20 protein-coding genes, 3 pseudogenes and 1 riboswitch are annotated in these 26,010 nt (G+C 38.4%); of the genes and pseudogenes, 7 read left to right on the forward strand and 16 right to left on the reverse strand.

The window, feature by feature from the left end:
- Nucleotide 1: 1 nt before the first annotated feature.
- Genes kdpB through UP17_RS29575 form a run of 3 tightly spaced genes read right to left on the reverse strand, consistent with a single transcriptional unit; the run spans nt 2 to nt 3,836 of the window.
- Nucleotides 2–2,041 carry a potassium-transporting ATPase subunit KdpB gene (gene kdpB, locus UP17_RS14525; RefSeq protein ID WP_061463673.1) on the reverse strand — a complete coding sequence of 680 codons (2,040 nt, stop codon included), beginning with the start codon at nt 2,039–2,041 and terminating at the stop codon, nt 2–4.
- Between the two features lie 21 nt (nt 2,042–2,062).
- A complete protein-coding gene (gene kdpA / locus UP17_RS14530; protein WP_061463674.1) occupies nt 2,063–3,736 on the reverse strand; it encodes a potassium-transporting ATPase subunit KdpA in 1,674 nt (557 codons plus the stop codon).
- Nucleotides 3,737–3,761: 25 nt separating this feature from the next.
- Nucleotides 3,762–3,836, reverse strand: coding sequence for a potassium-transporting ATPase subunit F (locus UP17_RS29575; protein WP_081109011.1), 75 nt, complete (start codon nt 3,834–3,836; stop codon nt 3,762–3,764).
- Nucleotides 3,837–4,786: 950 nt separating this feature from the next.
- A riboswitch (cyclic di-AMP (ydaO/yuaA leader) is annotated at nt 4,787–4,928 on the reverse strand.
- A gap of 242 nt (nt 4,929–5,170) precedes the next feature.
- Between UP17_RS29575 and UP17_RS14540 the strand changes: the two genes are divergently transcribed.
- Nucleotides 5,171–5,527 carry a Na-translocating system protein MpsC family protein gene (locus UP17_RS14540; protein ID WP_371748431.1) on the forward strand — a complete coding sequence of 119 codons (357 nt, stop codon included), beginning with the start codon at nt 5,171–5,173 and terminating at the stop codon, nt 5,525–5,527.
- A gap of 81 nt (nt 5,528–5,608) precedes the next feature.
- Here the strand turns inward: UP17_RS14540 and UP17_RS28905 are convergent.
- Nucleotides 5,609–5,931 (reverse strand): annotated as a pseudogene (locus tag UP17_RS28905) (amino acid permease); the annotation flags it as partial.
- A 190-nt stretch (nt 5,932–6,121) separates the two neighbouring features.
- On the opposite strand from UP17_RS28905, the gene UP17_RS14545 reads away from it, so the two are divergent.
- Nucleotides 6,122–6,607, forward strand: coding sequence for a peptidoglycan-binding domain-containing protein (locus tag UP17_RS14545; RefSeq protein ID WP_061463678.1), 486 nt, complete (start codon nt 6,122–6,124; stop codon nt 6,605–6,607).
- 399 nt (nt 6,608–7,006) lie between these two features.
- Here UP17_RS14545 and UP17_RS14550 read toward each other — a convergent pair whose 3' ends face one another.
- Both UP17_RS14550 and UP17_RS14555 read right to left on the reverse strand, forming a co-directional pair.
- Nucleotides 7,007–7,591, reverse strand: coding sequence for an NAD(P)H-dependent oxidoreductase (locus UP17_RS14550; RefSeq protein ID WP_061463680.1), 585 nt, complete (start codon nt 7,589–7,591; stop codon nt 7,007–7,009).
- Nucleotides 7,592–8,059: 468 nt separating this feature from the next.
- Nucleotides 8,060–8,683 (reverse strand): fumarylacetoacetate hydrolase family protein, encoded by a 624-nt coding sequence (locus UP17_RS14555; protein ID WP_061463682.1) that lies wholly within the window; start codon nt 8,681–8,683, stop codon nt 8,060–8,062.
- A gap of 337 nt (nt 8,684–9,020) precedes the next feature.
- On the opposite strand from UP17_RS14555, the pseudogene UP17_RS26675 reads away from it, so the two are divergent.
- A pseudogene (locus tag UP17_RS26675) lies at nt 9,021–9,390 on the forward strand (IS6 family transposase); the annotation flags it as partial.
- A gap of 363 nt (nt 9,391–9,753) precedes the next feature.
- On the opposite strand, the gene UP17_RS28910 reads toward UP17_RS26675, so the two are convergent.
- The 10 genes from UP17_RS28910 to UP17_RS14620 all read right to left on the reverse strand — a co-directional run bounded on the left by UP17_RS28910 (nt 9,754) and on the right by UP17_RS14620 (nt 21,426).
- On the reverse strand, nt 9,754–10,023 hold the full coding sequence (locus tag UP17_RS28910) for a reverse transcriptase domain-containing protein (protein WP_061463684.1): 270 nt from the start codon (nt 10,021–10,023) through the stop codon (nt 9,754–9,756).
- A 245-nt stretch (nt 10,024–10,268) separates the two neighbouring features.
- Nucleotides 10,269–11,759, reverse strand: a complete 1,491-nt coding sequence (locus UP17_RS14580) for a sodium:solute symporter family protein (protein ID WP_061463688.1) — start codon at nt 11,757–11,759, stop codon at nt 10,269–10,271.
- Nucleotides 11,756–11,956, reverse strand: a complete 201-nt coding sequence (locus UP17_RS14585; protein ID WP_061463690.1) for a DUF3311 domain-containing protein — start codon at nt 11,954–11,956, stop codon at nt 11,756–11,758. The genes UP17_RS14580 and UP17_RS14585 overlap by 4 nt, the downstream gene beginning before the upstream one ends.
- A 136-nt stretch (nt 11,957–12,092) precedes the next feature.
- Nucleotides 12,093–13,718, reverse strand: coding sequence for an amidohydrolase (locus UP17_RS14590; protein WP_061463693.1), 1,626 nt, complete (start codon nt 13,716–13,718; stop codon nt 12,093–12,095).
- A gap of 110 nt (nt 13,719–13,828) precedes the next feature.
- Entirely contained in the window at nt 13,829–15,169 is a 1,341-nt protein-coding gene (locus UP17_RS14595) for an aspartate aminotransferase family protein (protein ID WP_061466118.1), read from the reverse strand.
- A gap of 45 nt (nt 15,170–15,214) precedes the next feature.
- Complete coding sequence (locus UP17_RS14600) at nt 15,215–16,675, reverse strand: CoA-acylating methylmalonate-semialdehyde dehydrogenase (protein WP_061463695.1); 1,461 nt, start codon at nt 16,673–16,675, stop codon at nt 15,215–15,217.
- A 183-nt stretch (nt 16,676–16,858) separates the two neighbouring features.
- Nucleotides 16,859–17,140, reverse strand: a complete 282-nt coding sequence (locus tag UP17_RS14605) for a cupin domain-containing protein (protein ID WP_061463697.1) — start codon at nt 17,138–17,140, stop codon at nt 16,859–16,861.
- Between the two features lie 50 nt (nt 17,141–17,190).
- The gene (locus UP17_RS14610) at nt 17,191–18,609 is read right to left on the reverse strand and encodes an MATE family efflux transporter (protein WP_061463698.1); all 1,419 of its coding nucleotides are present in this window, start codon (nt 18,607–18,609) and stop codon (nt 17,191–17,193) included.
- Nucleotides 18,610–18,653: 44 nt separating this feature from the next.
- Nucleotides 18,654–20,126, reverse strand: coding sequence for an aldehyde dehydrogenase family protein (locus tag UP17_RS14615; RefSeq protein WP_061463701.1), 1,473 nt, complete (start codon nt 20,124–20,126; stop codon nt 18,654–18,656).
- 13 nt (nt 20,127–20,139) lie between these two features.
- Nucleotides 20,140–21,426 carry an NAD(P)/FAD-dependent oxidoreductase gene (locus tag UP17_RS14620; protein ID WP_061463702.1) on the reverse strand — a complete coding sequence of 429 codons (1,287 nt, stop codon included), beginning with the start codon at nt 21,424–21,426 and terminating at the stop codon, nt 20,140–20,142.
- Nucleotides 21,427–21,612: 186 nt separating this feature from the next.
- On the opposite strand from UP17_RS14620, the gene UP17_RS14625 reads away from it, so the two are divergent.
- The 4 genes and pseudogenes from UP17_RS14625 (at nt 21,613) to UP17_RS14630 (ending at nt 25,914) form a co-directional block, all read left to right on the forward strand.
- On the forward strand, nt 21,613–22,845 hold the full coding sequence (locus UP17_RS14625) for a MerR family transcriptional regulator (protein ID WP_061463704.1): 1,233 nt from the start codon (nt 21,613–21,615) through the stop codon (nt 22,843–22,845).
- Nucleotides 22,846–23,237: 392 nt separating this feature from the next.
- A pseudogene (locus tag UP17_RS29580) lies at nt 23,238–23,486 on the forward strand (NAD-dependent dehydratase); the annotation flags it as partial.
- A gap of 224 nt (nt 23,487–23,710) precedes the next feature.
- A complete protein-coding gene (locus tag UP17_RS27695; protein WP_155727332.1) occupies nt 23,711–23,878 on the forward strand; it encodes a hypothetical protein in 168 nt (55 codons plus the stop codon).
- Nucleotides 23,879–24,732: 854 nt separating this feature from the next.
- Nucleotides 24,733–25,914 (forward strand): cation:proton antiporter, encoded by a 1,182-nt coding sequence (locus tag UP17_RS14630; protein WP_061463706.1) that lies wholly within the window; start codon nt 24,733–24,735, stop codon nt 25,912–25,914.
- Nucleotides 25,915–26,010 lie beyond the last annotated feature (96 nt).

Raw genomic sequence — 26,010 nt, forward strand, 5'->3', positions numbered from 1 at the left:
TTTAAGCTAAATGAAACATGACTAGGATTACATCGATAAGTTTGATTCCTATGAAAGGAACTATCACTCCACCTAATCCGTATATGAACAAATTCTTGGTTAATAATCTTGAAGCACTCATAGGAACGTATTTTACACCCTTCATTGCCAATGGTATGAGAAGGGGGATAATAACAGCGTTAAAAATTAAAGCTGATAAAATAGCACTTTGTGGTGTAGCCAGATTCATAATATTTAGAGCCTTCATCTGCGGAATGGCCAACATAAACATAGCTGGAATGATCGCAAAGTATTTAGCCACATCATTCGCAATACTGAAGGTTGTCAAGGCACCCCGTGTCATGAGTAACTGTTTCCCGATGGCCACTACCTCGATAATTTTTGTAGGGTCAGAATCCAAATCCACCATATTCGCGGCTTCCTTCGCTGCGACGGTTCCTGTATTCATCGCCAATCCAACATCAGCCTGGGCCAATGCAGGGGCATCATTCGTTCCATCTCCCGTCATGGCCACAAGTTTGCCTTGTGCTTGTTCCTGTTTAATGACAGAAATTTTATCTTCAGGCTTGGCTTCGGCAATAAAATCATCTACTCCGGCTTCTTTAGCAATGGTATTAGCAGTCAATGGGTTATCACCGGTACACATAACGGTTTTAATTCCCATTTTCCGCAATTCATCAAAGCGTTCCCTCATGCCTGGTTTTACTGTATCCTTCAAGTAAATGACACCCAGCACACGGTTTCCTTCTGCAACAACTAGTGGCGTACCACCCGCAGATGCGACTTCATTAGTAATGCTCTCTAAATCCCCAGGTACTTTTTCACCTTGTTGCTGTAAATATTGTCTTATTGAATCAGCAGCACCTTTTCTGATTTTTCTACCATCAGAAAAGTCTGTACCACTCATCCGAGTTTCAGCCGTGAACTCAATTCCTACTGTCCCGGTTTTATCTAATTCTTTATCAGATAAACCGGCTTTTTTAGCAAGTTCGATGACAGATCGGCCTTCAGGCGTTTCATCGTGTAATGATGAATGAACAGCCACTTTATTTAACTCAGCTTGGCTTATCCCCTTAACCGGTAAAAAAGCTGAAGCCATGCGGTTCCCATGGGTGATCGTTCCTGTTTTATCAAGGATTATGGTATTAATGTCACCAGCTGCTTCGACAGCTTTTCCCGACATGGCAATGACGTTAAATTGAGTAACCCTATCCATACCCGCTATCCCAATGGCAGACAATAGGCCCCCAATGGTTGTTGGTATCAAACAGACCAGTAATGCAACTAAGGTTGCTATGGGTAATGTGACTTTAATATAAGAAGCAATTGGTACTAGTGTAGTGCAAACAAGCAAAAAGATAAGGGTCAAACTAATAAGCAGGGTACTCAGTGCAATTTCGTTAGGTGTTTTTTGCCTTTTAGCTCCTTCTACGAGGTTAATCATTCGATCAAGAAAGGATTCACCTGGGTCTGAAGTAACGATAATTTTGATAAAGTCACTGATGACTTTCGTTCCTCCAGTTACAGAACAGAAGTCCCCACCAGATTCTTTGATTACAGGAGCTGATTCGCCAGTAATTGCGGACTCATCTACTGCGGCTACTCCTTCAATTACACTACCATCGGTTGGGATTAAATCATTGGTTTCCACCAAGACAATATCGCCTTTACGGAGTTCTGTGGCTTCCACAACCATTATAGAACCATCTTTTTGCCATAACTTTGCCTTGGTATCCTGTTTCGTCTTTTTCAGGCTTTCGGCTTGCGCTTTACCCCGCCCCTCTGCTAATGCTTCGGCAAAGTTAGCAAAGAGTATTGTAACAAGCAGTATTACGCTTACGGCTATGTTATAACCCCTATCCGATGTTCCTCCAAAAAAGTTTGGGAATATGGATAGTAAAAGAGTGATTACAAATCCTATTTCAACTACAAACATGACAGGATTTCGAGCCATTATTCTTGGATCTAATTTTTTAAAGGCATCTTTTATAGCTTGCCAGACAATTTCCTTATTGAGAGTCCCTTTACGCGTTGTACTCATTGAGAATACTCCTTTTCTTCATTATCTAATTGTGAGCCATTCTGCTACTGGTCCGAGTGCAATTACTGGGAAGAACGTCAAAGCGCCAATAACTAATACCGTTGCTAAGAGAATGACCAGGAAAGTGCTATTATCTGTCTTAAACGTTCCAATCGTCTCGGGAACTCGTTTCTTTGTAAGTAATGAACCTGCGACAGCGATTAGTGCAATCATAGAAAAGTAACGGCCAAACAGCATGACTAAGCCGGTGGATAGATTCCAAAATGGAGTGTTATCCCCTAAACCTTCAAATCCGGAGCCATTATTAGCTGCTGAAGAGGTAAACTCATAAACAACCTGCGAAATTCCATGAAAACCCGGATTAGAAATAGCCGAAGTGCCCATTTGTGTAGCTAAAGCAATGGCCGACGGAACTAAGATGATTAATGGATGTAAAAGGATGGCAATCGCTATTAGTTTCATTTCCCTACCTTCAATTTTCTTACCTAAAAACTCCGGCGTTCGTCCAACCATCAACCCGGCAATGAATACAGCCATTATTGCGTACATAAGAATATTGACCGTCCCTACTCCATCACCGCCAAACACACAGTTCAACATCATTTCTGCCAATGGCACTAATCCTCCAAGTGGAGTAAGCGTATCATGCATATTATTGACTGTACCTGTAGTAGCTGCTGTCGTAACGGCTGTAAAAAGGGCACTCTGTGCGATTCCAAACCGCACCTCCTTCCCTTCCATACTTCCATTCTCTTGAGAAATCCCTATTCTCTCTAATGCTGGATTTCCATTTTGTTCGCTGAAATACGTAACACCTAAGAACACAAGGAACATTAATCCCATTGCTGAAAAAAGAATCCAACCTAATTTCTTGTTTTTTGCCATATATCCAAACGTTAATGGAAGGGCAACAGGTATCAGAAACATTGATAAAATCTCTAATATATTGGTGAAACCATTAGGATTCTCAAAGGGATGTGCCGAGTTGACACCAAAAAATCCACCGCCATTTGTCCCTAAATGTTTAATAGACTCTAACGCAGCTACTGGCCCACGTGCAATATTCTGCTTCGCACCTTCCAATGTAGTTGCAATGGCCGTAGGATCAAGGGTTTGCGGAACCCCTTGAGATACTAGGACAAGACCGATTAAGATAGATAACGGCAGTAGTACCCGGGTGATGGAACGAATTAAATCCACATAAAAATTCCCCATACTGAACTGCCCGGTCAGGCCTCTGAAAAAAGCCATACATAACGAAAGACCGGTAGCTGGTGTCGTGAACATCAAAAATATGATGACGACCATTTGCGATAAATAAGAAAGTCCCGATTCCCCGCTGTAGTGCTGTAAATTGGTATTGGTAAGGAAGCTTACAGCAGTATTGAATGCCAATAATGGATCCATGTTGTCTATCTTACTTGGGTTACCCGGTAAAATTCCTTGAAATCGAATGATCATGTACGAAATAATAAACATGACTAAATTACTCAATAGTAGTGCCTTTACATATTGCTTCCAGTTCATATCACCGGTATTAATACCAGATAATTTATAAATGCCCCTTTCTAACCATCCAAACATCCGATCTTGTTTTGTTGTTTCAAGGGAATAAACATTAGCTAAATATTTCGCCAGTGGTATTGCCAGGATAATGACGAGTGCCAATACCAGACCGATTTGTAAAAAATCCATTTGCATTTCCTCCGTTTTGTAGCTATTAATATTTTTCCGGGTAAATTAAAGCATGAATTAAATACAACGAAAGTGCTCCAACAATAAATAATAAAAACATCGTTTCTACTCTCCTTTTTCTTCTATAACTTTGTTACAAAAATGGATAAATCCAAAAAATGTTAAGAATGAAAAAGCTGTAAGTGAAACTGATATAAGATCCATTGACGTCTCTCCTTCCAAACTATAAAAATTTCAAACTAAAATGTACTCACCCCCTTTGAGTTTCTTAAAGAAACTAGGTTCCACTTGTTAGCAGCCAGTTATAGCTGTAACATTCTGGTTTACTGAAGATGACAAAATCAGCTCCCATTTTTTATATAGACTAGAATATTGATGATCATGAGTGACAACAAAAAACCTATAAGATTTGAACTCTGAAAATATTTTCACAAGATTAATTCCATCAAACAGAGAATTAGGGAATAGATAAACACAGTTATCCTGCTCTGATTTATGAACCATTTTTCCATCACATTCCTTCAGGTTTCTTGTAGGCTTAAACCATTCTTCATCATAGTCTACAGTTTCTACATTACTTGTATCCGTGTGGGTGGCCCTATACTTTCCTTTACAGATATAAATAATTTTCCTTTTCCAACAAGCAGCACTTTTCCCATACAATCCACCCCATTAGTACTTTCTCTTATTAATTTTCAATCTGCATTCTTTCTGGGGAAGAGAAGCCTGCCAGTTGATAACATAAAAAAATAGACCAATGCTTACTCTTTCCCCATGTATGCAGCCATGCAGTAGCTATCCATATCCCCGCGTTAATAAATACGATTCACGCATCGGTTATTGGATTAATTGCAAAGCAAACATATAAAATTGGAGAAAAAGTACTCATTGGTCTACTTATCACCCAGCAAGCTTTACAGCTCTCTGTGCGATCTGTCTTCCAAGACACCTTTTCGTTTATAGGCATAATAAAAAGACCTACGGAAATGACAGGTTGCTATCTTGCTACAAACATAACAAAAAAAGCCTCCTGAATTAAGGTGGTCTTATGACCTCCTTCGCTTTAGCCGACGAAGTTAGCTGACGGGTAGGATGGCGAAAGAGTATCTCATCCCTTCTGCAAATGCAGAATTAACCCCAAAAATAGTGGGTCCTCCGTTCTCAATTTCTTGAGATTTGGCCGATATCAAATTGTTATTTATGTGGATTATTCTACGCTCATCATTAAATGTTTGTAAACCTCATAAAATCACGATATTAATTCAAAATCGACCAAATAAAGTCATTTTAGTCCGAATAAGTCATCAAAAGCTAACTTTACTTAATAATTCTAGTGATTACATTTTTTTATAGGTTTGTAAACTTACATTGACAATAACTAAGGTTGGGCATTATGATAAATCCCATAAATTCCCGAGATAAAATGGAGGCATTATGTTAAATCCAAAAAAGAAACTTGAAGCAGAAATAAGTGCAGCATTTATTAAGTTCCAGCGTGATCTGATAGGCAGAGGACCACAGGAAGCAAAAACATATATAATTAATGACATGTTGATTACTCGTTTTAAAGGGGTCCTGACTGTGGAAGAAAAGCATCTTGTCAGTCACAATTCCGGCAAAAAACTTGTAAAAAAAATGCGCTCGCTTCTTCGTGAAATGTACACTAAGGATTACGAAAAAATAGTTGAAGATCATACTGGATGTAAAGTTCTTTCTTCCCATAGTGATATTAGCACTAAAACAGGTGAAAGAATTGAAGTTTTTATACTGGATAAAGATTTAGAGAGGTAATTAGAAACCATCAAATAATACTGTTTAAGTTACATGAATTATCATTTTTATAAAATTTATATATATATATTTTAGGTTAGAAGGCTCGCATGTTGTAAGTCGCAACAGATCGCCAACAGCTTCATAGTGCTTTCTAATTCGATGAAAGGTTAAAATAATGATAGGTAGAAATACCAATACCTACAAAACCTGTGGAATTTAGTAAAAAAAGAAATCATTGTGATGATAAAGTTAATTAACCCGCCAATTGAATTAATAATTAGTTTTGGAATCCAACCTTTAGGTTTTTCTCTAACCCATTTAAGCATCATTCCTGTTTGGGATAAGGGAAAAGGGATAAATACTCCAACAGCGTAAAAAGGTATCAGATGATCTGTTTCTCCTTTGAACACAATGATTAAGAGCTAGCATCTTCTTTTAAAGCTTTAAGGATTTTCTCTATTGTTCGTACAACTTATCCAATTTTGTGGTCTTACTGGTGACTATGTTTGTTTAGCAGTTTCAAAATAAACAGGACATTTGTCGGAAGGGGAATATAAAATCTGAGGGGAACTAGTAAGGTGTATTGAAAATAAAAAAGAGGGAGATGGCGCTTTGAAGAAATTACTTACCTGTTTGATAGTATTAGCAATAGTCCTGGGGATATCTTTTTCCACTGCTTCAGCATCTGCTGGAGGATTTCACCACCCGCAAAGCTGGGATAAAAACTCGATTTTGCGGAAGGACACCCATGGGGTGGAAGTTAAAAATATGCAGTATATCCTCAATGTCATGGGTTTTTATACTGATTCAGCAGTGGTTGACGTTGATGGGATTTTTGGGCCGAAAACCGAAGCGGGTGTAAAGAAATATCAAAAAGAAAACCATCTGATAGTAGATGGTGTGGTTGGCCCCAAGACGTGGACCAGTTTCTCGCAATATATTAAAAAGAATGGCGAGAACACCTATGGAGCAGGCGGGTACATGGGTCTCAGAATCAAATGGAAGTACGACGATTCTTCTTATACATCAGGCTCAAAAGCCTATATTTACGGTAATGGAGATACATTAAGTGACCAATATCGCCTGTATGCGAATTAAAAACTCAGGCAAGAGGCCCTTTATTAGTTAAATGAGGCTAAAAGATAAGTCCTCCGCTTCTAAGCGATGTCTATGAAGAAAAGAGGGATAATTCTTTTAAAATTCTCCTTTCTATTAGTTTCAGGTTAATTGTAAAGAGCCGATGATTCATTTAAGAATCATCGGCTCTATTCATTCAGAACTATGCGCTTTCTTCCAACCTAATATGAAGGAAATAAGATTAACCTTTATTTAAGACAAGAGATCATAAGGTTAACGAATCAATTTTTCACAAAAGGGAAGCCCCCTCTTCTCTTTCTGAAGGGGGGATTGCATCCCTTTAGTTGCAAAGAAAAAAAGCTGCCTCTTCCTTTCAAGACTCCCCAGAAATGAGCAGACTTTTTCAACATTTGTATATGATTATGAGAAATGGGAATTAATTGTATCTTCAACTTTCTCTAACATACCTTTATATGAGTCTTCATCAAGGTAACCAATACTTCCGAATAGTAAATGTTCCACAGGTTCGATTCCAGTGAAATCGAATATCCCAATGTCGGAGGTAACTTTCAAGCCTGCTGTCATACCCACCTTATCGTAAACCTCGTTAGGCGTTCCGTGTGTATTGATAATAAAACCCTTTTTACCTTTTAATAACTTAATTATACCTTCTTCTCCAGCAGAATAAGCAAACCCAAATGCAAATACTCGGTCTACATACCCTTTAAGAATTGCTGGAAGACCAGTCCACCATATAGGGTAAATAAATGTTATAACATCTGCTTCCGTAATAAATTCTTGTTCCGTTTTAATATCATTTGGAGTATTTCCTGCTTTCATAGCTGCTGAATCTTCTGGTTTCAGTACAGGTTGAAAATCAAGTGCATATAAATCACGGACAACAACTTCGTGACCGTTTTTCTTTAATGCATGAACTGCTGTTTCTAAAATAGAGTGATTTAAGCTTTCAGGGTTTGGATGTGCATAAACAACTAGGTGCTTCATTTAAAATATCCTCCAATTATTTAATAATTTTCACTATAATATTAGGCTTTACCTAATATTATAGTGTTAGACATTTTTTTAAAGTAGTCATTTTCTTAAAACATAGTCACAAATTATCAATCCCACAAAGGAAATGGAGTTCGTGGAATGCAAAAGGCATCCTTTATGAAAAAAAGAGGATTTATGTACTATTCAACGGTAGCTGATTCAGATATTTTTTGTATACAGGAAATATCATTACAACAGACCAATGACGTTAGAACTAGAATACCATCAAGTGAATTATAAACCCCACTACTATATTAGACTTATTATCAACAAAGCCAATGGTTCTCTACATCAATTGCTCCTTATTTAATTCTCCCAGTACTGAATTCCCTCTTTATTAGCTACTCTCTCCTTCCATTTAGTTGCAATGACATCTGGGGACTAAATAAAAAACAATCAAAAATGTGCTCTACTTTATGGTTATAGTGTGACTGAACAGGATCCAATTTCATTTCCACCCCAGTTTAGTGAAAGCTTGTCTTGATCTGAAAGAGGACCGACGCCACTTGGAGTACCGGTAAAAATAATATCGCCTTTTCCAAGCCCAAAATGTTCTGCTGTAAACTCGATTATCGTTTGCAAATCAAAAAGTAAGTCTTTAATATTTCCGACTTGTACACGCTCTCCATTTTTTAAAAGAGAAAAATCTAATTGTTCACATGCTTTGACACCCTGAAATGGAATAAAATCACTAACAACAGCTGAATTTTTAAATCCTTTAGCCAAAAGCCAAGGATGCTGTTTTTGCTTTAACTGTGATTGAACATCTCTAAGTGTTAAATCCAACCCAATGGCCATAGCATCAACTATTTCATCTACTTTCATTCCTGTTTGGAACTGCTTTGCGATATGTATGACAAGTTCTGTTTCATAGTGAATGGAACCCTGATTACTTGGCAACGTAATTAACTGGCCATTTGCTTCTGCAAGCGAATGAGTTGGTTTTGAAAATAAAAAAGGGGAAGTTGGTATTTCATTATTTAATTCTTTTGCATGTAAAGCATAGTTTCGACCTACACAATAGATATTTTTAATGTCTTTCATTATTAAACTCACTCTTTTCTTTAAATGTAATTTCATGCTAAAAAATGTAATGATTCGATAGTAACAGGAACATACTCTAATAATCTTAAATATATTTTATATTTTTCTGACTTTTTATACAACCGTACTAACTATTAAAGAAGACCAAATTGAATAACATAATTCGTTTTATCAAGTATGTTCGACGATGTAGGGTTTCTGAGTAGAAGCGATGCATATATTTAAAATGAAGCAGACTCCCCATAGGGGGAAGACTGCTCAAAGTCTTAAGGAATTGTTATTTCCTCTTGTTTAACAACTACGATTTCTTTTTTTGTGAAGCATTCCCTCCGACTTGGTACGGTACAACTTGAACTTTCGTGATTTGGTGGAAATGATGGAGGAGGAACTAGGCTTATCCGTTGCTCATACAACGATTATGCGTTGGGTTCATCAGTATGGTCCTGAATTAGATAAACGTATCCGTCTCATCTAAAGGCAAACCAATAAACTCTTGGAGTGTCGATGAAACATATATAAAAGTAAAAAGTCAATGGATGTACCTGTATCGTGCTGTCGATTCGAAAGGAAATACCATCGATTTTTTCCTAAGCAAATCAAGAAACCACAAGGCTGCAAAGCGATTCTTCAAGAAATCTTTGCAGTCTTTTCATATTTCTGAGCCTCGTGTCGTGACAGTCGATAAGAATCCAGCTTATCCTATAGCAGGAAATAAAGTAGGGAAACCACTCTCATGGCTTCCCCCTTTTCAAACCGTACGTGCCCTATTAAGGCATACGGCTTACCCATATGTTATTAATGTTTATCAAGAGGATTCTTTCCAGGCATTTTGCATCTTTTGGAGTCGGTGAGGAGTATATTTGATAAGTCAATGAGCTCTTTATCTCCCTTTAATTTTAGTTTCCAATCTCTCACTTTTTGCCGGATTGATTTCTTGAAATTTATTACTGATGGCGGGTGTGAAATTCACAAAAAGTTTTCCCCACCTATATTTCGACAGCCTTGGTCTGAACGTGTATCCTAGAAAATCAAACGCTATGTTTTCATGTTTTTCTTTTCTATCTGCATCCTTACAATAGACATTTTCGTTTTTGCTGGATGTATTCTTTCATTCTCTTGTTAAGCGATTCAAGCAAATTCTTCGCTTCTTCCTCTATCTTGCAGTGGATGACTGCTTCATCTGCATATCTAGCGAACGGATTGTTTGGATGATAAATAGCCATCCATTTATCAAACGTGTAATGTAGAAATAAATTTGCTAATACAGGGCTTATGACAGGCCACCTTAAAATTGCTCTGTCTTCTAATTCATATGAAAGTTGCTGCAAGTGTTCATTCATGAAGGCATCCCCTTTTTCATTTTCAAAAATGAGCATGCAAGCAATAGAAGAACGCAATTCATCTAAGAAATTGCTAACGCTTTTTATTATTTGTTCCTTTATTAACACTTCGGTAATTTTGGTCAGTAAAAACCCTAATGACTTACATTCTTTTGGATCTCCGGATATGCCGATAAAGGGCGGTACACATTAGTCATGTTCAATATGTACCGTACTTCATTTTTAAAAGTTTTTCCATTTTGGTCTTAATAACGTATACTTTCTGCGTTTTGTTGGTTGGACCCCTTTTTAATCGGTATATTTTTTGAAGCTAAACTTACAATAATGGTTATTACAATATTTATTAATAATGCTATGGCTCCTGTACTAATGTCGTTAATAGTGTGTGGGACTGTTGGGAAAAAGGTTGCAATTTTTATATTGAAAATCGTAGCATACAATACAATGAGCACTCCTGTAATAATTCCAGTCATTGCGCCATATTTATTAATATAATTTTTTGAGGAAAAGCTAAGGAATAATGCAGGTGCCAATTGTGCGATAAGACTGTATGACATGATGTTTAACACTGCAAGTGCTTCCCCGCCAGATACGGTGAAGATTAAAGCAGTCAAAGAAAGGATAATGATGAATATTTTTGAGGCTACTAACTGTTGTTTTTCTGTAGCTTTTGGAACAAAAACATTGTAAACCCCTTTTGTTAAGCCAACAGATGCAGACAATAACATAACAGATGCTGGTACTAAAGCCGTTAGTAAACCAGCTGCTCCAAGTATTCCAATGACCCAAGGATCAAATGTTTGAATAGATAATCTTAAAAGAGCAAGATCTCCATCAGCTCCTTGTAAACCAGGAATTTTTACGATAGCTGAATAGCCAATAAAAAAAACAAACAGTAATAATATGGTGTATAAAGGTAGGGTAATTGCATTTCTGCGAAGTGATTTTTCACCATTTGCTGAGAAAACCACTGAGAAAGAAGTCGGCAATAAATAAAAAGATATTGCATTTAAAAGGATAGTAGAGATAAACCACGGTATACTTAGTCCCTGATTGGCTAACGTTAACAATTCAGGTTTAACATCCTGAACAGACTTAAACATTTGCTGAATTCCGCCAAAATAGTGGATTGGGATGTATATACCTATAAAAATAACTACTCCCAAAATCATAATATCTTTAAGCACAGCTGTCCAAGCTGAGCCATGAATACCAGATAATATTACATATGTTGTAATAACTATTGCACCTATAACACTTGCAACTACTGGTGAAATAGCTCCGTAAGAAGCTTCTGAAACAATGATCCCTAACCCTTTCATTTGTATACAAATATATGGTACAATCGCTAAACTTCCCACAATAGCTACTATAATACCCATTGCTCGACTATCGTATTTAGATGCAAAATAGTCAGGTTGTGAAAGGATTCCATGTTCTTTACCGTATCTCCAAATCTTAGGTGCAATCCAATAAGATATGATATATGCTAGAAATATGTACGTTGGCACATAATATGCAGCAGCACCTTTGGAATACGTCCAGCCACTTGCGCCTAAAAAAGTAAAAGTCGTATAAACCTCTCCAGCTATTAATAGAAATAAGAACAAGCTTCCAAAACCCCTGCCACCAACTGAAAATTGCTGCAAGTTCATATCTTTTCCTCTTCTTGCTGCTATCCCAGTATAAAGAGCTAGGATTAAGAAAATGAAAATAATAAATAATGATATATTCATTCTGTCTCACTCCCTTGATTATCAGGATCAAGCATATAAACAATGGTTAAAATAATCGAGGAAAGTACCATCCAAAATACAATCCAAAATAAAAGAAAAGGCATTCCTAACACGTAAGGCTCAATTTTATTTGCAAATGGCAAGAATCCTACAAACCCTATAAAAGGGATTAAGAGTAAGAGTTTAATATATTTCAAAATATGCTCGACCTCCTATAGTTTGAATTTTTATGGATTAAGAGCAAATATCATAAAAGGATTTGTTAATAGAATGATGTGAAATTAATAGAATTGTAATGAAACTCCTTTTATTAACAAATCCTTTTGCTTGGAACTAATTTTTCATTATTAAATCATTCTCCTTTTGATAGACAATTTCTCCATCAATAATCGTTGTCTCCACTTTCAAATCCTTAATACGGTCTTGTTCAGCTTTTAAAATACTGTCATTTAATATAACTAAATCAGCTAGTTTCCCTACCTCTAGGCTGCCTTTTATATCTTCTTCAAAACTTGCATAAGCGCCATTCCATGTGTAAAGTTTAATAGCTTCTAGTACACTAATGGATTGATTAGTGCCAATTTCGGCTCCAAATCGGCTTTTTCTATTAACTGCAGTATGAATTCCTAATAAAGGGTTATAATCAGTAACCGGTGCATCTGAACTACCCGCTGCAACAATATTTTTATCTATATAATCACGAGCAGCGTACATATAATTAACACGTTCGCCATAATTGTGTACATATATCTCGCCATATTCATATGGAAATGGTGGGTTTGGAATAGGGATGACTTCAAGTTGTTTCATTCTTTCTTGTAAATCTGGGGTTGAAATCCCTGCATGCTCGATTCGATGACGGTGATTTTTCCTTGGAGCTTCTTTTAACGCTCTTTCTACGCAATTTAAATACATTTCAATGGCTTTATCACCTTGAGCGTGTACGGTAATTTGATAGCCTTTTTTATGTGCTTCACCTAGAACTTTGTATATTTCTTCCTCACTATAATAAAGAATCCCGGAATTGTTAGAATCGCTGGAGTAGGGTTCTCGAGTTGCAATGGTAGGTCCGGTGCTACTTCCATCTGTAAACAATTTAGCTGGTCCAACTTTGAATCTCTCATCTCCGGTCCCAGTTACCACACCAGCTTCGACCATTTTATTTACAAATTCATGGGAGTTATTTACCTGACATATCATTGCATATATACGGACACGAATATCCTTACTTTTCACAGCTTGTTGCAGTAAACGATAACTCTCAGCACCGTTTCCACCTGCATCATGTATACTTGTTATGCCGGCTGCAACGAAATGGTCTGATGCAATTTTCACAGCCTTCATCAGTTCACTTTCTGTATAACTTGCAACCTCGTTCATACCCATATTTGCTGCTTCAATTAACTTTCCTGTAAGCCTTCCAGCCTGATTCTTTTCAATAATTCCCCCATTAGGATCCGGTGTGTTCTCGTTAATTTGCGCAATTTCTAATGCTTTGCTGTTCACCACGCTTATATGGTGGCAAGTACGGGATACAATAATGGGGTGTTCAACTGAAATCTCATCCAGCTCAGCGATTGTTGGATAGCGCTTTTCCTTCATAGAGGTTTCATTAAAGCCCCAAGCACGTATCCATTCACCTTTAGGAGTTTCTAAGGCTTTCTTTTTAAGGTCATCTAACAAAGCCTCGATAGAATCGATATGTTCAGCTTTACAACTTACCGCCAACTGATTCTCCCCATAAGAAATGAGGTGAATATGTGAATCAATGAATCCCGGAAGAAGCGTTTTTCCTTGCAGGTCAATTACATTCGTATTTTCTCCTATAAAACTCTTAACCTCCTGATTTGAACCAACAACTGCAATCCGATTATTTTTTATTGCTACAGCTTCGACTACTAAATTCTTTTGATCTACTGTAATAACTTCTCCATTTATCAATACAACATCAGCTTTCATAAACTCATCCCTTTCAGAGTTCCTCTTTTAGAGTGTTTAGATCAGTATTTAAAAAAGTTTTATCTCTCGATGTGCAATTCCGTGTTTTAACAAGATTTATCAATAATTAGTTAAAGTTGAGATAAACATTCTTTTATTGTTTTAACAATAAAAGTAAAGTCTTCTTCTGTGATGCTTAATGGAGGAGCAAGCTGCAAAATATTATTGTATCCTGCAACGGTGTCACCATTTTTACCGATAATCAGTCCCTTTTCTTTACAAGCATTGATGACTTTGTTCACCTTTTCAATGGCAGCCGGTTCTTTTGTTTGCTTATCTTCCACTAGTTCAATACCTAAAAGAAGGCCTTTTCCACGAACATCTCCTACGTTTGGATGCTCTTTTACATCCTCTAGTTCATATAACAGTCGTTCACCCAATTCATTGGAGCGTTCAATGAGTTTCTCATTCTCCATGATTTCCAAATTCTTCAGAGCCAGAGCGCAGGCAGCAGGATTTCCTCCGAACGTATTCACATGACGGAAGCGGTCATAATCTTCACTGCCTATGTATGCCTCATAAATCTCTCGTCTGACTGCCGTTGCTGACAAAGGAAGATATGCACTTGTAATACCTTTTGCCATTGTAATGATATCTGGTTTGACGTCATAGTTCATAAATCCAAACGGTTGCCCTGTCCGGCCAAATCCACATATCACTTCATCACAAATGAGCAACGCACCGTGATTCTCACAAATCTCTTTAACCTTTGCCATATAACCATCAGGAGGCATTAATATTCCTCCACCAGTAATAATCGGCTCCATAATTACGCCGGCTACTGTTTGGCTTAGCTCCCAAGTCATGACACGATCGATTTCATCAGCACTTGCCAGTGTATGAACATCATCCGGGTTGCGGTACGTATCAGGCGGTGCTACATGCAGAAACCCTGGTGCTAATGGTTCATATTTGTACTTTCGTTGTGCTTGACCTGTTGCTGCAAGAGCTCCCATTGAATTACCATGGTAAGCACGATAGCGTGAAATAAACTTATAGCGTCCATGGTCCCCTTTTTGCTGATAATATTGACGAGCAATTTTAAACGCCGTTTCATTCGCTTCCGACCCGCTGTTAGAAAAGAAAATGACATAATCATCACCAAGCCATTCATTCAATTTTTCTGCTAACTTAATAGCAGGAACATGGCTTTGTGTCAGAGGAAAGTACGGCATTTCTTCAAGCTGTTCAAAAGCCGCTCTCGCAAGCTCCTTGCGGCCATACCCAACATTCACACACCAAAGACCGGACATACCGTCTAAATAACGATTTCCATCAATATCCGTCACCCATGCCCCTTGTGCTTTTGTGATAATTAAATTCGTTGGACTAGGAGCTGCTCCTCTCATTGCATGCCAAAGGTACTTTTCATCAGCTTTTTGTAAATTTTGTTTTTGTTCTGTCGCTTGCACAATCACCAACTCCATTCTATCCTTTTATGATTTTACATCACTCTGTTAATAACGAGCGGTAAGCATTTTCTTGCGAGTATAGAATTCTACGCCATCCTTTCCATTTGCATGGAGATCACCATAGAAGGATTTCTTATAACCTGAGAATGGGAAGAATGCCATTGGTGCAGGAACTCCAAGATTGACCCCAAGCATACCTGCATCAATTTCTTCACGGAATTCACGAATGGCTTTAGCGCTATTGGTGTACAGGCATGCACCATTTGCGAATGGCGATGCATTAGCAACATTAATCGCTTCCGTCAAGTCTTTTACGCGTACAATAGAAAGAACCGGTGCGAAGATTTCGTCCTGCCAGATTTTCATTTCCTGTGTCACATTGTCAAAAATCGTTGGGCCAACAAAATAACCTTGGCCGTTGGCTGCATCATCTTTACGTCCGTCACGAACAAGTGTCGCTCCCTGCTCTACACCGGATTGAATGTAGCCGATTGTCCGCTCTTTATGCCCTTCACGAATTACGGGACCGAGGAAAACGCCTTCTTCCAGGCCATTGCCGATGGTAATACTGTTAGCTGTTTGAAGCAGTCTATTAACGAGCTCATCTGCCACGTCTTCTTCCACGACAACAACAGCCGCCGCCATGCATCGTTCACCGGCAGAACCGAAGGCAGCATTTGTAATTTCTTTCGCTGCAGTACTAAGGTCCGCATCTTTTAATACGATCGAATGATTTTTTGCCCCCGCAAGAGCTTGTACACGTTTGCCGTTAGCTGCTGCTGTTTTATATATATACTCAGCCACAGGTTGAGAACCAACGAAAGATATAGCCTTCACATCCTCATTGTCAATAATGCCATTAACAACGTCATGTGCACCATGCACAACATTTAGTACTCCATCTGGAAGACCTGCTTCTTTAAACAGTTCAGCTAAGCGATTAACCAGCAATGGTGTTCTTTCAGATGGTTTTAATACAAACGTGTTTCCGCATGCAATTGCGAGTGGAAACATCCAGCATGGAACCATCATCGGAAAGTTAAATGGCGTTATTCCCCCGATTACTCCGATTGGGTAACGATACATCCCCGATTCAACACCAGTAGCAATATCCGGAAGTAGCTGACCCATCATTAAAGTGGGTGCACCTGCGGCAAATTCAACGCATTCAATCCCGCGTAACACTTCACCGTAAGCTTCTTCATAACTTTTTCCGTTTTCTAGCGTAACGAGTTTAGCTAACTCATCCCAGTTTTCGACTAATAATTGTTGATAGCGAAATAGAATACGAGCACGACGAGGAACTGCGACCTTTCTCCATGTTTTGAATGCCTCATTAGCAGTTGTAACAGCTCTATCCAAATCTTCTTTAGTCGAAAGCGGTACGCGAGCAATGACCTCTCCCGTTGCTGGATTTGGTACTTCTTCAACCTGTTTACTTGTGGATTCTATCCATTGTCCGCCAATATAATTTTTCAACGTTAATACATTTTTCGTTACTGCCATGGTGAAACCTCCTAATTTTAGATAACCGTCCTATGTATTTATTGAATCCATAAAAGAAAGCGTATTCATATGACGGTTTGTAAACTTATTTGCATAATTCTCACTATATTCCGTCAAAATCTAGTAAAATATTGACAACAGGAGCAGTTATCTGCTTAGCATTTGTCCCCTCCCCATTTCACATTATTTCAGATTGATCTCATGGTTCATTTTATAATTCTTTTTCAAAAATACTGGACAATCCCATTCACAGACAAGGTCCTTAGCCAAGGAAACGACCCAGTCCTTTGTAATATGATACTTTTCTCCATCAACAGTAATAAACACTTCACCGTCTGTCACATAGAAAACTTCCTGTTCTTCTAGATGCCACACTCCTTTATCCGTTTCGCCTACCCATGGTTCCCACGTGTCAACACCTAGTTGTTGTGCTTCTTCTGCTATAAGTTTTTTCATAAAAAACATGGTGATCCTCTCTCTTTCTTATAGATAATTTTGAAGGAATAGGTTCGGTTCTATAAACGTACTGTCTTAACATTTGTATCTTTTAAACGTTTGAACTCTTTTTTCATAAAGTATATGGCAATGAGAACGCCTGGAATTTCTGCAGCAGGACCTGCATACCATATACCTTCTACACCCCAGAATTTCGGGAAAATAAATAGAAACGGGAACATGAACAACAGCATTTTGCTAACACTAATAAACGTTGCGGACCAGTTTTTCTCTTGTGCTTCGAAATAACCGGAGATAAGCAAGCTGACTGCATTAAGCGTAAACAAAGAATTGAAAACAACTGTCGTCCAAATGCCCAGTTTCTGCAATTCAGGATTACCAACTGAAAAAAATGACACAATTGGATCTGCAAAAACGATTAGTATGGCTGTTACAATCACAAAGAAGGCAACCGTAAAAATGAGTCCCATCTTAATTGCTTGTTTAACACGATCAAGGTTGCCTGCTCCGTAATTATAACTAATGATCGGTTGAAGCCCTGTCATCCCACCGAGCGCTGCTAAGGCGAGCATATTTGTAATGTAACCGTTTTGAATCGTGAAAGCGGCAACGTGCAGCCCACCACCGTAGCTTTGCAGCATGTTGTTGAAGAAAATAATGGCAAAAAACATCATGAACAGACTCGAGAAAGATGCAAAGCCCGTCCAAGCCACTTCACCGATCGTCTTGAGATTAATCATCATATCTTTCATTTTTGGCTTAAGTTTTGTTTTACCAAACCAGAAATAAAAGATCAGGAAAACAGGGATCGATTGCGAAATCGTATTGGCCCATGAGGAACCCATCATCCCCATGTCATACTTCGTTACCATAATCCATTCTGTAATCCCAGCAACAACTGCTGCGACTAACCAACTGTTCATTGATAATACAGGTTTTTCATCGATATTGGTTAAAACACTTAATACAACGGCCAATATCGTTAATGGCAATGAAGTCCAGAGCAGTCGGCTATATTGCACTGCATATGGAAGCGCTTCATCACTTGCTCCGAATAAGGTCATAATTTGATTTTCAAAGACCACTCCAAATACAGCGAGCAAAATGGAGACGAAAAGAGTAAACCATAAGGTTTGTCCCATAATACCTCTAGCTTCTTCGATTTTCCCTTTTCCAAGTCGAAGTGAAATGACCGCTCCGGCTCCCACACCCAAAAGAACGCCAAGCATACGGGTAATAACCATGACCGTAAATCCAATTCCTATCCCTTCAACTTCCAGCTCCTGAAAGCCACTGACGAAATAGCCATCGACAACCGCTGCAACTCCTAGAATCGCGTTAGCCATAATCCCTGCCAAAGCAAATCGTAAATATAGTAACGGAATACTTTTGGTTCCCAGCACTGAATCATACACTGGCTTATTCATTACTTCTACTTGCTCTATCTTCGGTGACGGACGGTTGTCAGCTATTTCCATAAGCATGTCCCCCTATAAATAATTACGAAGTAAGTTAAGCTCAATTAATTCGCATACCAACCTACAGGCTTGGCATGCTGGTGGGTATTGATTTGCTTCGTTTCCATAAAGTGCTCTAGCCCAACAGCACCTAACGCTCGGCCGATTCCACTTTGCTTATATCCTCCCCAAGGACCTTCAACATAAGCGAGATGATAACAATTAATCCAAGTAATTCCCGCACGCAAATTACTAATGACACGTTTTGCTCGATCCATATCTTCAGTAAATACAGCACCAGCTAATCCATAAATGGAATCATTCGCTTTTTGGATGGCATCTTCCTCATCTTTAAATTTCTGTACAACAAGGACTGGACCAAAAATCTCTTCCTTAACAATACGCATATTCGCATTTACATCAGCAAAGATCGTTGGCGCAATAAAAAATCCTCGATCAAGCCCATTTTCTGTTAAGCGCTTACCACCACAAACTAATTTTGCACCTTCTTCGATTCCGCTCTTGATGTACTGTAAAACTTCATTCATATGAAGCTCGTTTGTGAGGGCTCCCATTTCAATGTTTTCGCTTTCCCCGTTGCCAACTACAATATTGCTTGCACGCTCGGCCAATCTTTCAACAAACTTATCGTATATGGTCTCATGTACAAGCAAACGAGATGCAGCTGAACAAACTTGCCCAGCATTGTGGAAAATACCAAACATCGCATTCTCGACTGCAGTTTCAAAATCCACATCGTCGAACACAATAAGTGGAGATTTACCACCCAGTTCAAGTGTGATTTTTTTCATATTGCCCGCAGCTGCGCGCATAATGCTTTGGCCTGTTTTTGTTCCGCCGGTAAAGGCAATCTTGTCAACATCATGGTTCTCGGCAAGCTCATTCCCAACTTTTGATCCAGGTCCCAATACCAAGTTTGCCACTCCGGCCGGAAGTCCAATCTCTTCGATAATTTCAAATAATTTGAATACGCTTACAGGAGTGACCTCAGCAGGCTTAAATACAATTGTATTCCCTGCGGCGAGTGCAGGAGCAATTTGCCAAACAGCTAACATAAGCGGGAAGTTCCAAGGTACAATAAGTCCACAAACACCAATCGGTTCATGAATAATTATTGTTTCCGAAGAATCAGCACGAGTGTAAGATTCCTTTTTCATGCCTTTGATCAAGTCAGCATAATAGCGGAAGCATTGAATCGATACCGGAATATCCACATAGGTAGTTGCACGAATAACCTTACCGTTATTTGCAGTTTCCAAACGTGCAAGTTCAGCTGCCTTCTCTTCAAGTCTGTCTGCAATTTTATAAAGATAGTCAGCTCTTTCATCAGCCGATAAATTCGACCAGATCCCGCTGTCAAACGCTTTACGAGCCGCCTTGATTGCTATCTTCGCATCGTCTGCTGATCCATCAGCAGACGTTGCGATCACCTCTCCGGTTCCAGGATTGATAATGTTTCTTCTAGCACCGGATAACGCTTCTACCCATTTCCCGTCAATGAACATGTTAATTTTCATAAACAACTCTCCTTTACGCAATAATATCGAGCAATTTGAAACCAATATGTGCTATATTTACCAGCATCGCTTTCTGATTATAGAACGGGAATGATTTGAGGCGTTGCTTTTCAAATCGATATCCACCTGCACTCCCCGTAACGATCCATTGTGCCAATAACTTACCGAACAATGTCGAGAGAGAAGCGCCGTGGCCCGTATAACCCGTTGCGAAATATGCTCCTTCTTTGGATCTGCCGATAACCGGGAACGTATCAATTGTAACCCCGATAAATCCACCCCAACGGTATTCAAGTTTACTACCAGCTAATTTTGGCATTATATTAACCATGGCATCGTAAACACTTTGATAAACGGTATCGCCCAAGTTTGGACGAATATCGCCACCGCCAAATACGATCCGATTATCTGGTGTACGTCGGAAATAGTAAAGGAAATTGCTTGTATCAAAAACCATACGATCTTTAGGAATGACGGTACTTACCAGTGATTCTGGAAGCTGTTCAGTAGCAATAATACGTGCCGAAATTGGCAGTACGCCTTTGTTCAGTTCATTCATGATTTTTCCGGAGTAACCATCAGTAGCGACTATAATGTCTTTCGCAGTAACAGCACCTTTTTCTGTTACAACTTTTACACGGTTTTGACCATACTCAATAGATAGTGCTTTAGAATGCTCAAAGATTTTTGCACCAATCGATTTAGCTGCTTCTCCCAAACCAATTGCATAGTTCAGTGGCTGGAACGAGTAACTCGAGTTGTCGACTAAGCAGCCATAATAAAGTGGTGAGTCGATCTCTTGATGCAACTGGCTTCTATCAAGCACGCTTGATTCGTACCCGAAATTTTTGTTTAAGTATTCGCTTTCATGTTTCAATTCTTCAAAGTGCTTGGCTTTGTAAGCCGCCACAATGTGACCTGTCTTTCTAAAGTTACAGTTGATTTGATGCTCTTCTATGATTTTTTTAACCAATTCAACACTAAACAGGGAGAGATCGTTAAGCTGTCTCGCCTCGTCGACACCATACTTTTTGGCAAGCTCCTGTACCGTTGGCTTATAGCCTGGCAATACCATCCCGCCGTTACGACCGCTGGCACCATATCCGATCGTTTCTTGCTCAAGGACCATGACACTCTTCCCTAATTTTTGCAAATGATAAGCAGAAGAAAGACCTGTGAAACCTGCGCCAATAATGACAACATCCGCCTCTTCATTTCCTTCAAGAAGCTTTTCTTTTTCATAGCTGTTTGCAGTCGCTGCCCACAGTGAGTGAGTATCCATTCGATCCATCTTATCCATAGCTAGTTCTTCTCCTTCTGTGACATGTATGCTATAATACAGTCAAAATTTATTCAAAATATTCACACTTCTTGAGTCCATCATATGACTTGGAGTTTCCTCCATGTCAATAGCCATTTGAGAGTTTTTTGAATTCATTTTCGTAAAAAAGTGGAGTTACTCCACTTTCTTCATTGGGGGGCATCTATGAAAATTGGTACATTTGCAAAGCTTTTTCATGTTACGACCGATACCGTTCGTTATTACATTGAACAAGGATTATTAATACCAGACAAAAAAAACACCCAGTATCAAATGAACCAATTGTGTCTCGACGACATGGCTTTTATTACTGAGCTGAAAAAATTTCATTTTTCACTGCTAGAAATTCAACAAATTTTATCGTATCGGCGTGTCACAAACTTCTCGGACCATGAGGATATCGACTACTACAACAACTTGCTCAATGATAAAAAGAGCCAGCTGACCAAGAAAAAAGAAGACATTTCAAAAGCTATCAAATTGATTGAAAAAACGGTTCAAACCAATTCGCCTTCATCCAAAGAAGAGAGTTTTACAGGAATCCCACTTTCCTTTGTAAATCTGCTCTATTGTCCGAAGTGCCACATTCCGCTTGAAATGAAAGATATAATGATTAAAAAAGTCTACATTCAAACGGGGAATTTAGCTTGTACCTGTGGATACGAGGCAGCTATCGAGGAAGGTATTATCATTACCGCGAACTTGTACGAGACGTCTCCTTATCCATCTTATTTTTACGATAAAGAAACGATTAAAGAGATCAAGCCCAAAATGATTAACTTATTTGAAAAAAGTAATTTTTGGTTTCAAAAAGTTCTACAAAATGTAGATTTGAAAAACAAGGTAATCGTGGAAACAAACGTTGACGCAGTTGTATCACTACCCAAATATATCGATGTTCTTGAAACGAGCGCATCCTATATATTCAGTGGCTATTCGCTTCAGATGCTCAAGAAGGTTAGAAAAAGAATTGAGCGTATGAACCCGAAGCCAAATGCCCTTTATATTTTGAATTCTGATTTAAATCTGCCATTGAAACCGCTTAGCATCGATGTTTTTGTAGATAGTTTTACAGCAAATGATTTTTCACTGCTCAATCCGCAATTCCCAATTCATGTTCTAAAAAACTATTTTCATTGCAGTTCAACAATTGTCGGCGGGTACTCCTATTATGATAGCTCGGCCAAATCCTTGAAAAATATTTCAGCCTTATATCCAAATTCCCACGAGCATATTTTATATCCAAAATACATAGAAGAAAATATATCAGTTAACGGATTTCAAATTACGCAAAGTGAAAATATCGGTTTCTGTACAGATCCAGGACCTTTTTTTGATTATCATGTAATAGACGAAAAATTCCACATGCTAATGTATTTAGCTAGTACGAAAAAATAGCACACAAAGGGAGACTATAACTATAACTCTCACTTTTCATTTACATGAATGTAGGCCTACTGGATACTATGGGTATCCGGTTTTTTTGTTATCATTCAATCCTAAGTTTTAAAGGGGAAGGAGTAGTCCTAGAATCAAATGAATCACTTGATAAAAAAGAAGGATAGATCAGGTGAATGATCTATCCTTCTTTTGCCAATAAAGCTGATGATTAAATGGAGTTTTCAATTAATGATAAACGAAGTGATCAGCCCTCTGCAGAATTCTTTCGAACCTATGTAATAGAAATGTTTTAGTTTTTTCAATTTATTAAGTTCGTCTTCTCCAATACAAAGCTGTGTAACTTACAAACTGTACATCCTTCCTATTCCATTCAAGGGACAGGGTTAACTGGCTTTTCACTTGGAAAACCGATGAACCTCACTATAGTTATTGCGATCTATGCCTGATTTTTGAAAGAACTTGGACTTCCGCTGCGGTTTCCGGGCAAGCCAGGTGCTTACGGCAGCCTCTTGAAAGTTACATATGTGGGGCTTCTCGCGAAGGCAACTGTTTGGGCGGCGACCGAAGAGCGTTGTGCCAATCAGGCATTCTACATCACGAATGGCGATATGTTCCGCTGGAATGAATTATGGCCGAAAGCAAATTCAATGTAACTGCTCCCTTATTAGGCTCTCAACCGTATGTCATCAAGATAAAATTAAAACACCCCAAAACGAATAAAGAGTAATTTTTTCTGCGAAATCTTTAAAAAAAGCGCCCCTTCAAATGAAGCCCTGTACATGTATAATATCAAAATTTTTATGCACAATAAAAAAAGTTGAAGGATAACCCTTTAGTAAAAATAATGAAGGAGACTTTTAAATTGACACAAAAACAACAATATCAGCAAGCTATCAATGCAGCTCAAAAAGCTCAACAGGCTGTTCAATCTGCTCAAGCTAATGAGAATTCACAACAATTCCAACAAGCACAGCAACAGCTTGAAAAAGCTCAACAACAACTTCAAGAAGTTCAACAATCTTGGTTCTAGTTCCATCTACATAAAGTAACGTTCTTGCTGCATCAAAATGAAAATAATCACTTGAAGAGAATAAAGAAGATGGATTAGTGAAATATGCTATAGTGCTTTCAATAGTCCTGGGCTCCCGGATGGAATAAATAGGGTCTCTTAATGTTTTTAACATAGTTATAGACTTGAAGCATTTCAAGTTATTACATCGCGGATTTTTTGCGTTTTGTGCCTGTAACGTCAAGTAGCCTCAAAAAACGATGAAAATGGTGTTATCGGGACTACCTTGTATTTGCTTCCCTTTTTATTGGTACCTTGAATAAGGAAGGTACATCCATTGACCAATGTAAGACTTTGTCTATTTCTTTTTTAAGTTAAAATGATTATTTAACAGCAATGCTTCTTCTTCAGTAGGTGTATCAAATCTACCCAACACCATTTATTACCCGAATCAGCTAAACGTCGTAAGGGTATAATATTTATTAATTTAAAATCGTTCATGACCGCAAAAGTACAATCATATGAACACTCCTATTTTATTGTAATTAAACTAGTTCTTTGCCTCTCATCAGTTTCCAACTAGTCACACCTTTCATACATATCAAACCAGTTACAGTTAGGTTGTTTTAACACTTTTGAAACTCCCTAACCATGCGTTGGGGCCTTTAACGGTTTTCGATGAGTTTCTGTTCTTTAATTACTTTTTTCTATTAAATTGATTTTCATTACAGGAAAGTAAAAATATTCCTCAACTGATAATCGGTAGAGTAATTCCCACGATTGGGAACTAACCCTCTCACACCTCCAGCATTAACAACAAAACGCCAAATGGAGCCGTTACTCGATGTAACATGCATTTGAAAGGGAGAATAAGGATGATTACATACTGGATCATTTTACTGGCCATCGCGGTAGGGATTGTTTTTATCGCAGAAAAAATGAAACAACCGTACCCTACATTTCTTGTTATTGTTGGGTTGTTAATAGGGATTTTACCTATTCCCGGCTTGTCTGATATCAAGAGTTATGCTGCAACTGACACTGTATTCCAAACCACAGTCATTTTAATCTTTTTATCAGCTCTATTAGGAGATGCAGCACTTAAACTTCCGATTATGGAACTAAACCGGAGTAAGAAACCTATCCTATTACTTTCATTTGTAGGAACATTCTTGACGTTTTTAATCGTTTCTTTTCTAATGTACTTTTTACTGAACCTTTCTCTACAACAGGCACTAATCTTTGGAGCATTGATGGCTGCCACTGATCCTGTTTCCGTCCTTAGTATTTTCAAGGCTCTAGGTTTGAATAAACGGTTATCCATTATTGTCGAAGGAGAAAGTTTAGCGAATGATGGAGTAGCCGTTGTGTTATTTAAAATTGCACTTGTGACCACTGTTTTAAGTCTAGGAGGTACTTTTGGGGCTTCTATGGAATTCATAAAAGTAGTTAGTGGAGGTATCGTTATCGGTGGAATAGGCGGATTTATCGCTTCCCATATTACGTCCAAAATCGACAATTATTTGATCGAAATCGGTCTTTCCCTGGTTCTCTTTTATGGTGCATTTGATCTTGGGGAACATTTTCATGTTTCAGGTGTGATCTCAGTCGTGACAGCAGGTTTAATCCTCGGGACCTATGGGAAAAATATCGGAATGTCTGACCTGACACATGAGAAAATGAATTCCTTTTGGGGAATTGTTGCCTTCCTCTCAAATGCACTGATTTTCTTATTGGTAGGGTTAGAAGTCAGTAGCATTAATTTTTTAGATAAAGGATGGTTAATTATTGGAAGTATTTTAATCGTACTCCTGGCCCGATTTGCTGCCGTGTATACCAGTCTTGCTTTTGATAAAAACATCCCAACTTCCTGGAAGCATGTAATTGCCTGGGGAGGATTAAAAGGTTCGCTTTCTATTGCTCTTATATTAAGTGTTACACCGGAGTTTGAAGGGCGGGAGCTGCTTTTAGCGATGACGTTCAGTAATGTTGTATTTTCTCTATTAGTTCAGGGAACGACACTCAAAAAATTAGTCGCTTTTGTCGGCGTGAAATAGGATATATAATAAACGTCTAAACTACAGTTCTTATCCATGGGAATAACTCCAGAATATCTCCTATTAGTGGTGTACTCTTTATTTTCAAGGTATTTG

Source organism: Peribacillus simplex, assembly GCF_001578185.1.
GTDB classification, from domain to species: Bacteria; Bacillota; Bacilli; order Bacillales; family DSM-1321; genus Peribacillus; species Peribacillus simplex_A.

Coding starts and splice junctions, on each gene's coding strand:
- kdpB (WP_061463673.1), bottom strand. CDS start 2,041: ATGAGTACAACGCGTAAAGGGACTCTCAATAAGGAAATTGTCTGGCAA.
- UP17_RS14625 (WP_061463704.1), top strand. CDS start 21,613: ATGAAAATTGGTACATTTGCAAAGCTTTTTCATGTTACGACCGATACC.
- UP17_RS14620 (WP_061463702.1), bottom strand. CDS start 21,426: ATGGATAAGATGGATCGAATGGATACTCACTCACTGTGGGCAGCGACT.
- UP17_RS14540 (WP_371748431.1), top strand. CDS start 5,171: ATGTTAAATCCAAAAAAGAAACTTGAAGCAGAAATAAGTGCAGCATTT.
- UP17_RS14630 (WP_061463706.1), top strand. CDS start 24,733: ATGATTACATACTGGATCATTTTACTGGCCATCGCGGTAGGGATTGTT.
- UP17_RS14600 (WP_061463695.1), bottom strand. CDS start 16,675: ATGGCAGTAACGAAAAATGTATTAACGTTGAAAAATTATATTGGCGGA.
- UP17_RS14605 (WP_061463697.1), bottom strand. CDS start 17,140: ATGTTTTTTATGAAAAAACTTATAGCAGAAGAAGCACAACAACTAGGT.
- UP17_RS14590 (WP_061463693.1), bottom strand. CDS start 13,718: ATGAAAGCTGATGTTGTATTGATAAATGGAGAAGTTATTACAGTAGAT.
- UP17_RS14610 (WP_061463698.1), bottom strand. CDS start 18,609: ATGGAAATAGCTGACAACCGTCCGTCACCGAAGATAGAGCAAGTAGAA.
- UP17_RS14580 (WP_061463688.1), bottom strand. CDS start 11,759: ATGAATATATCATTATTTATTATTTTCATTTTCTTAATCCTAGCTCTT.
- UP17_RS14550 (WP_061463680.1), bottom strand. CDS start 7,591: ATGAAGCACCTAGTTGTTTATGCACATCCAAACCCTGAAAGCTTAAAT.
- kdpA (WP_061463674.1), bottom strand. CDS start 3,736: ATGGATTTTTTACAAATCGGTCTGGTATTGGCACTCGTCATTATCCTG.
- UP17_RS28910 (WP_061463684.1), bottom strand. CDS start 10,023: ATGAATGAACACTTGCAGCAACTTTCATATGAATTAGAAGACAGAGCA.
- UP17_RS14555 (WP_061463682.1), bottom strand. CDS start 8,683: ATGAAAGACATTAAAAATATCTATTGTGTAGGTCGAAACTATGCTTTA.
- UP17_RS14615 (WP_061463701.1), bottom strand. CDS start 20,126: ATGAAAATTAACATGTTCATTGACGGGAAATGGGTAGAAGCGTTATCC.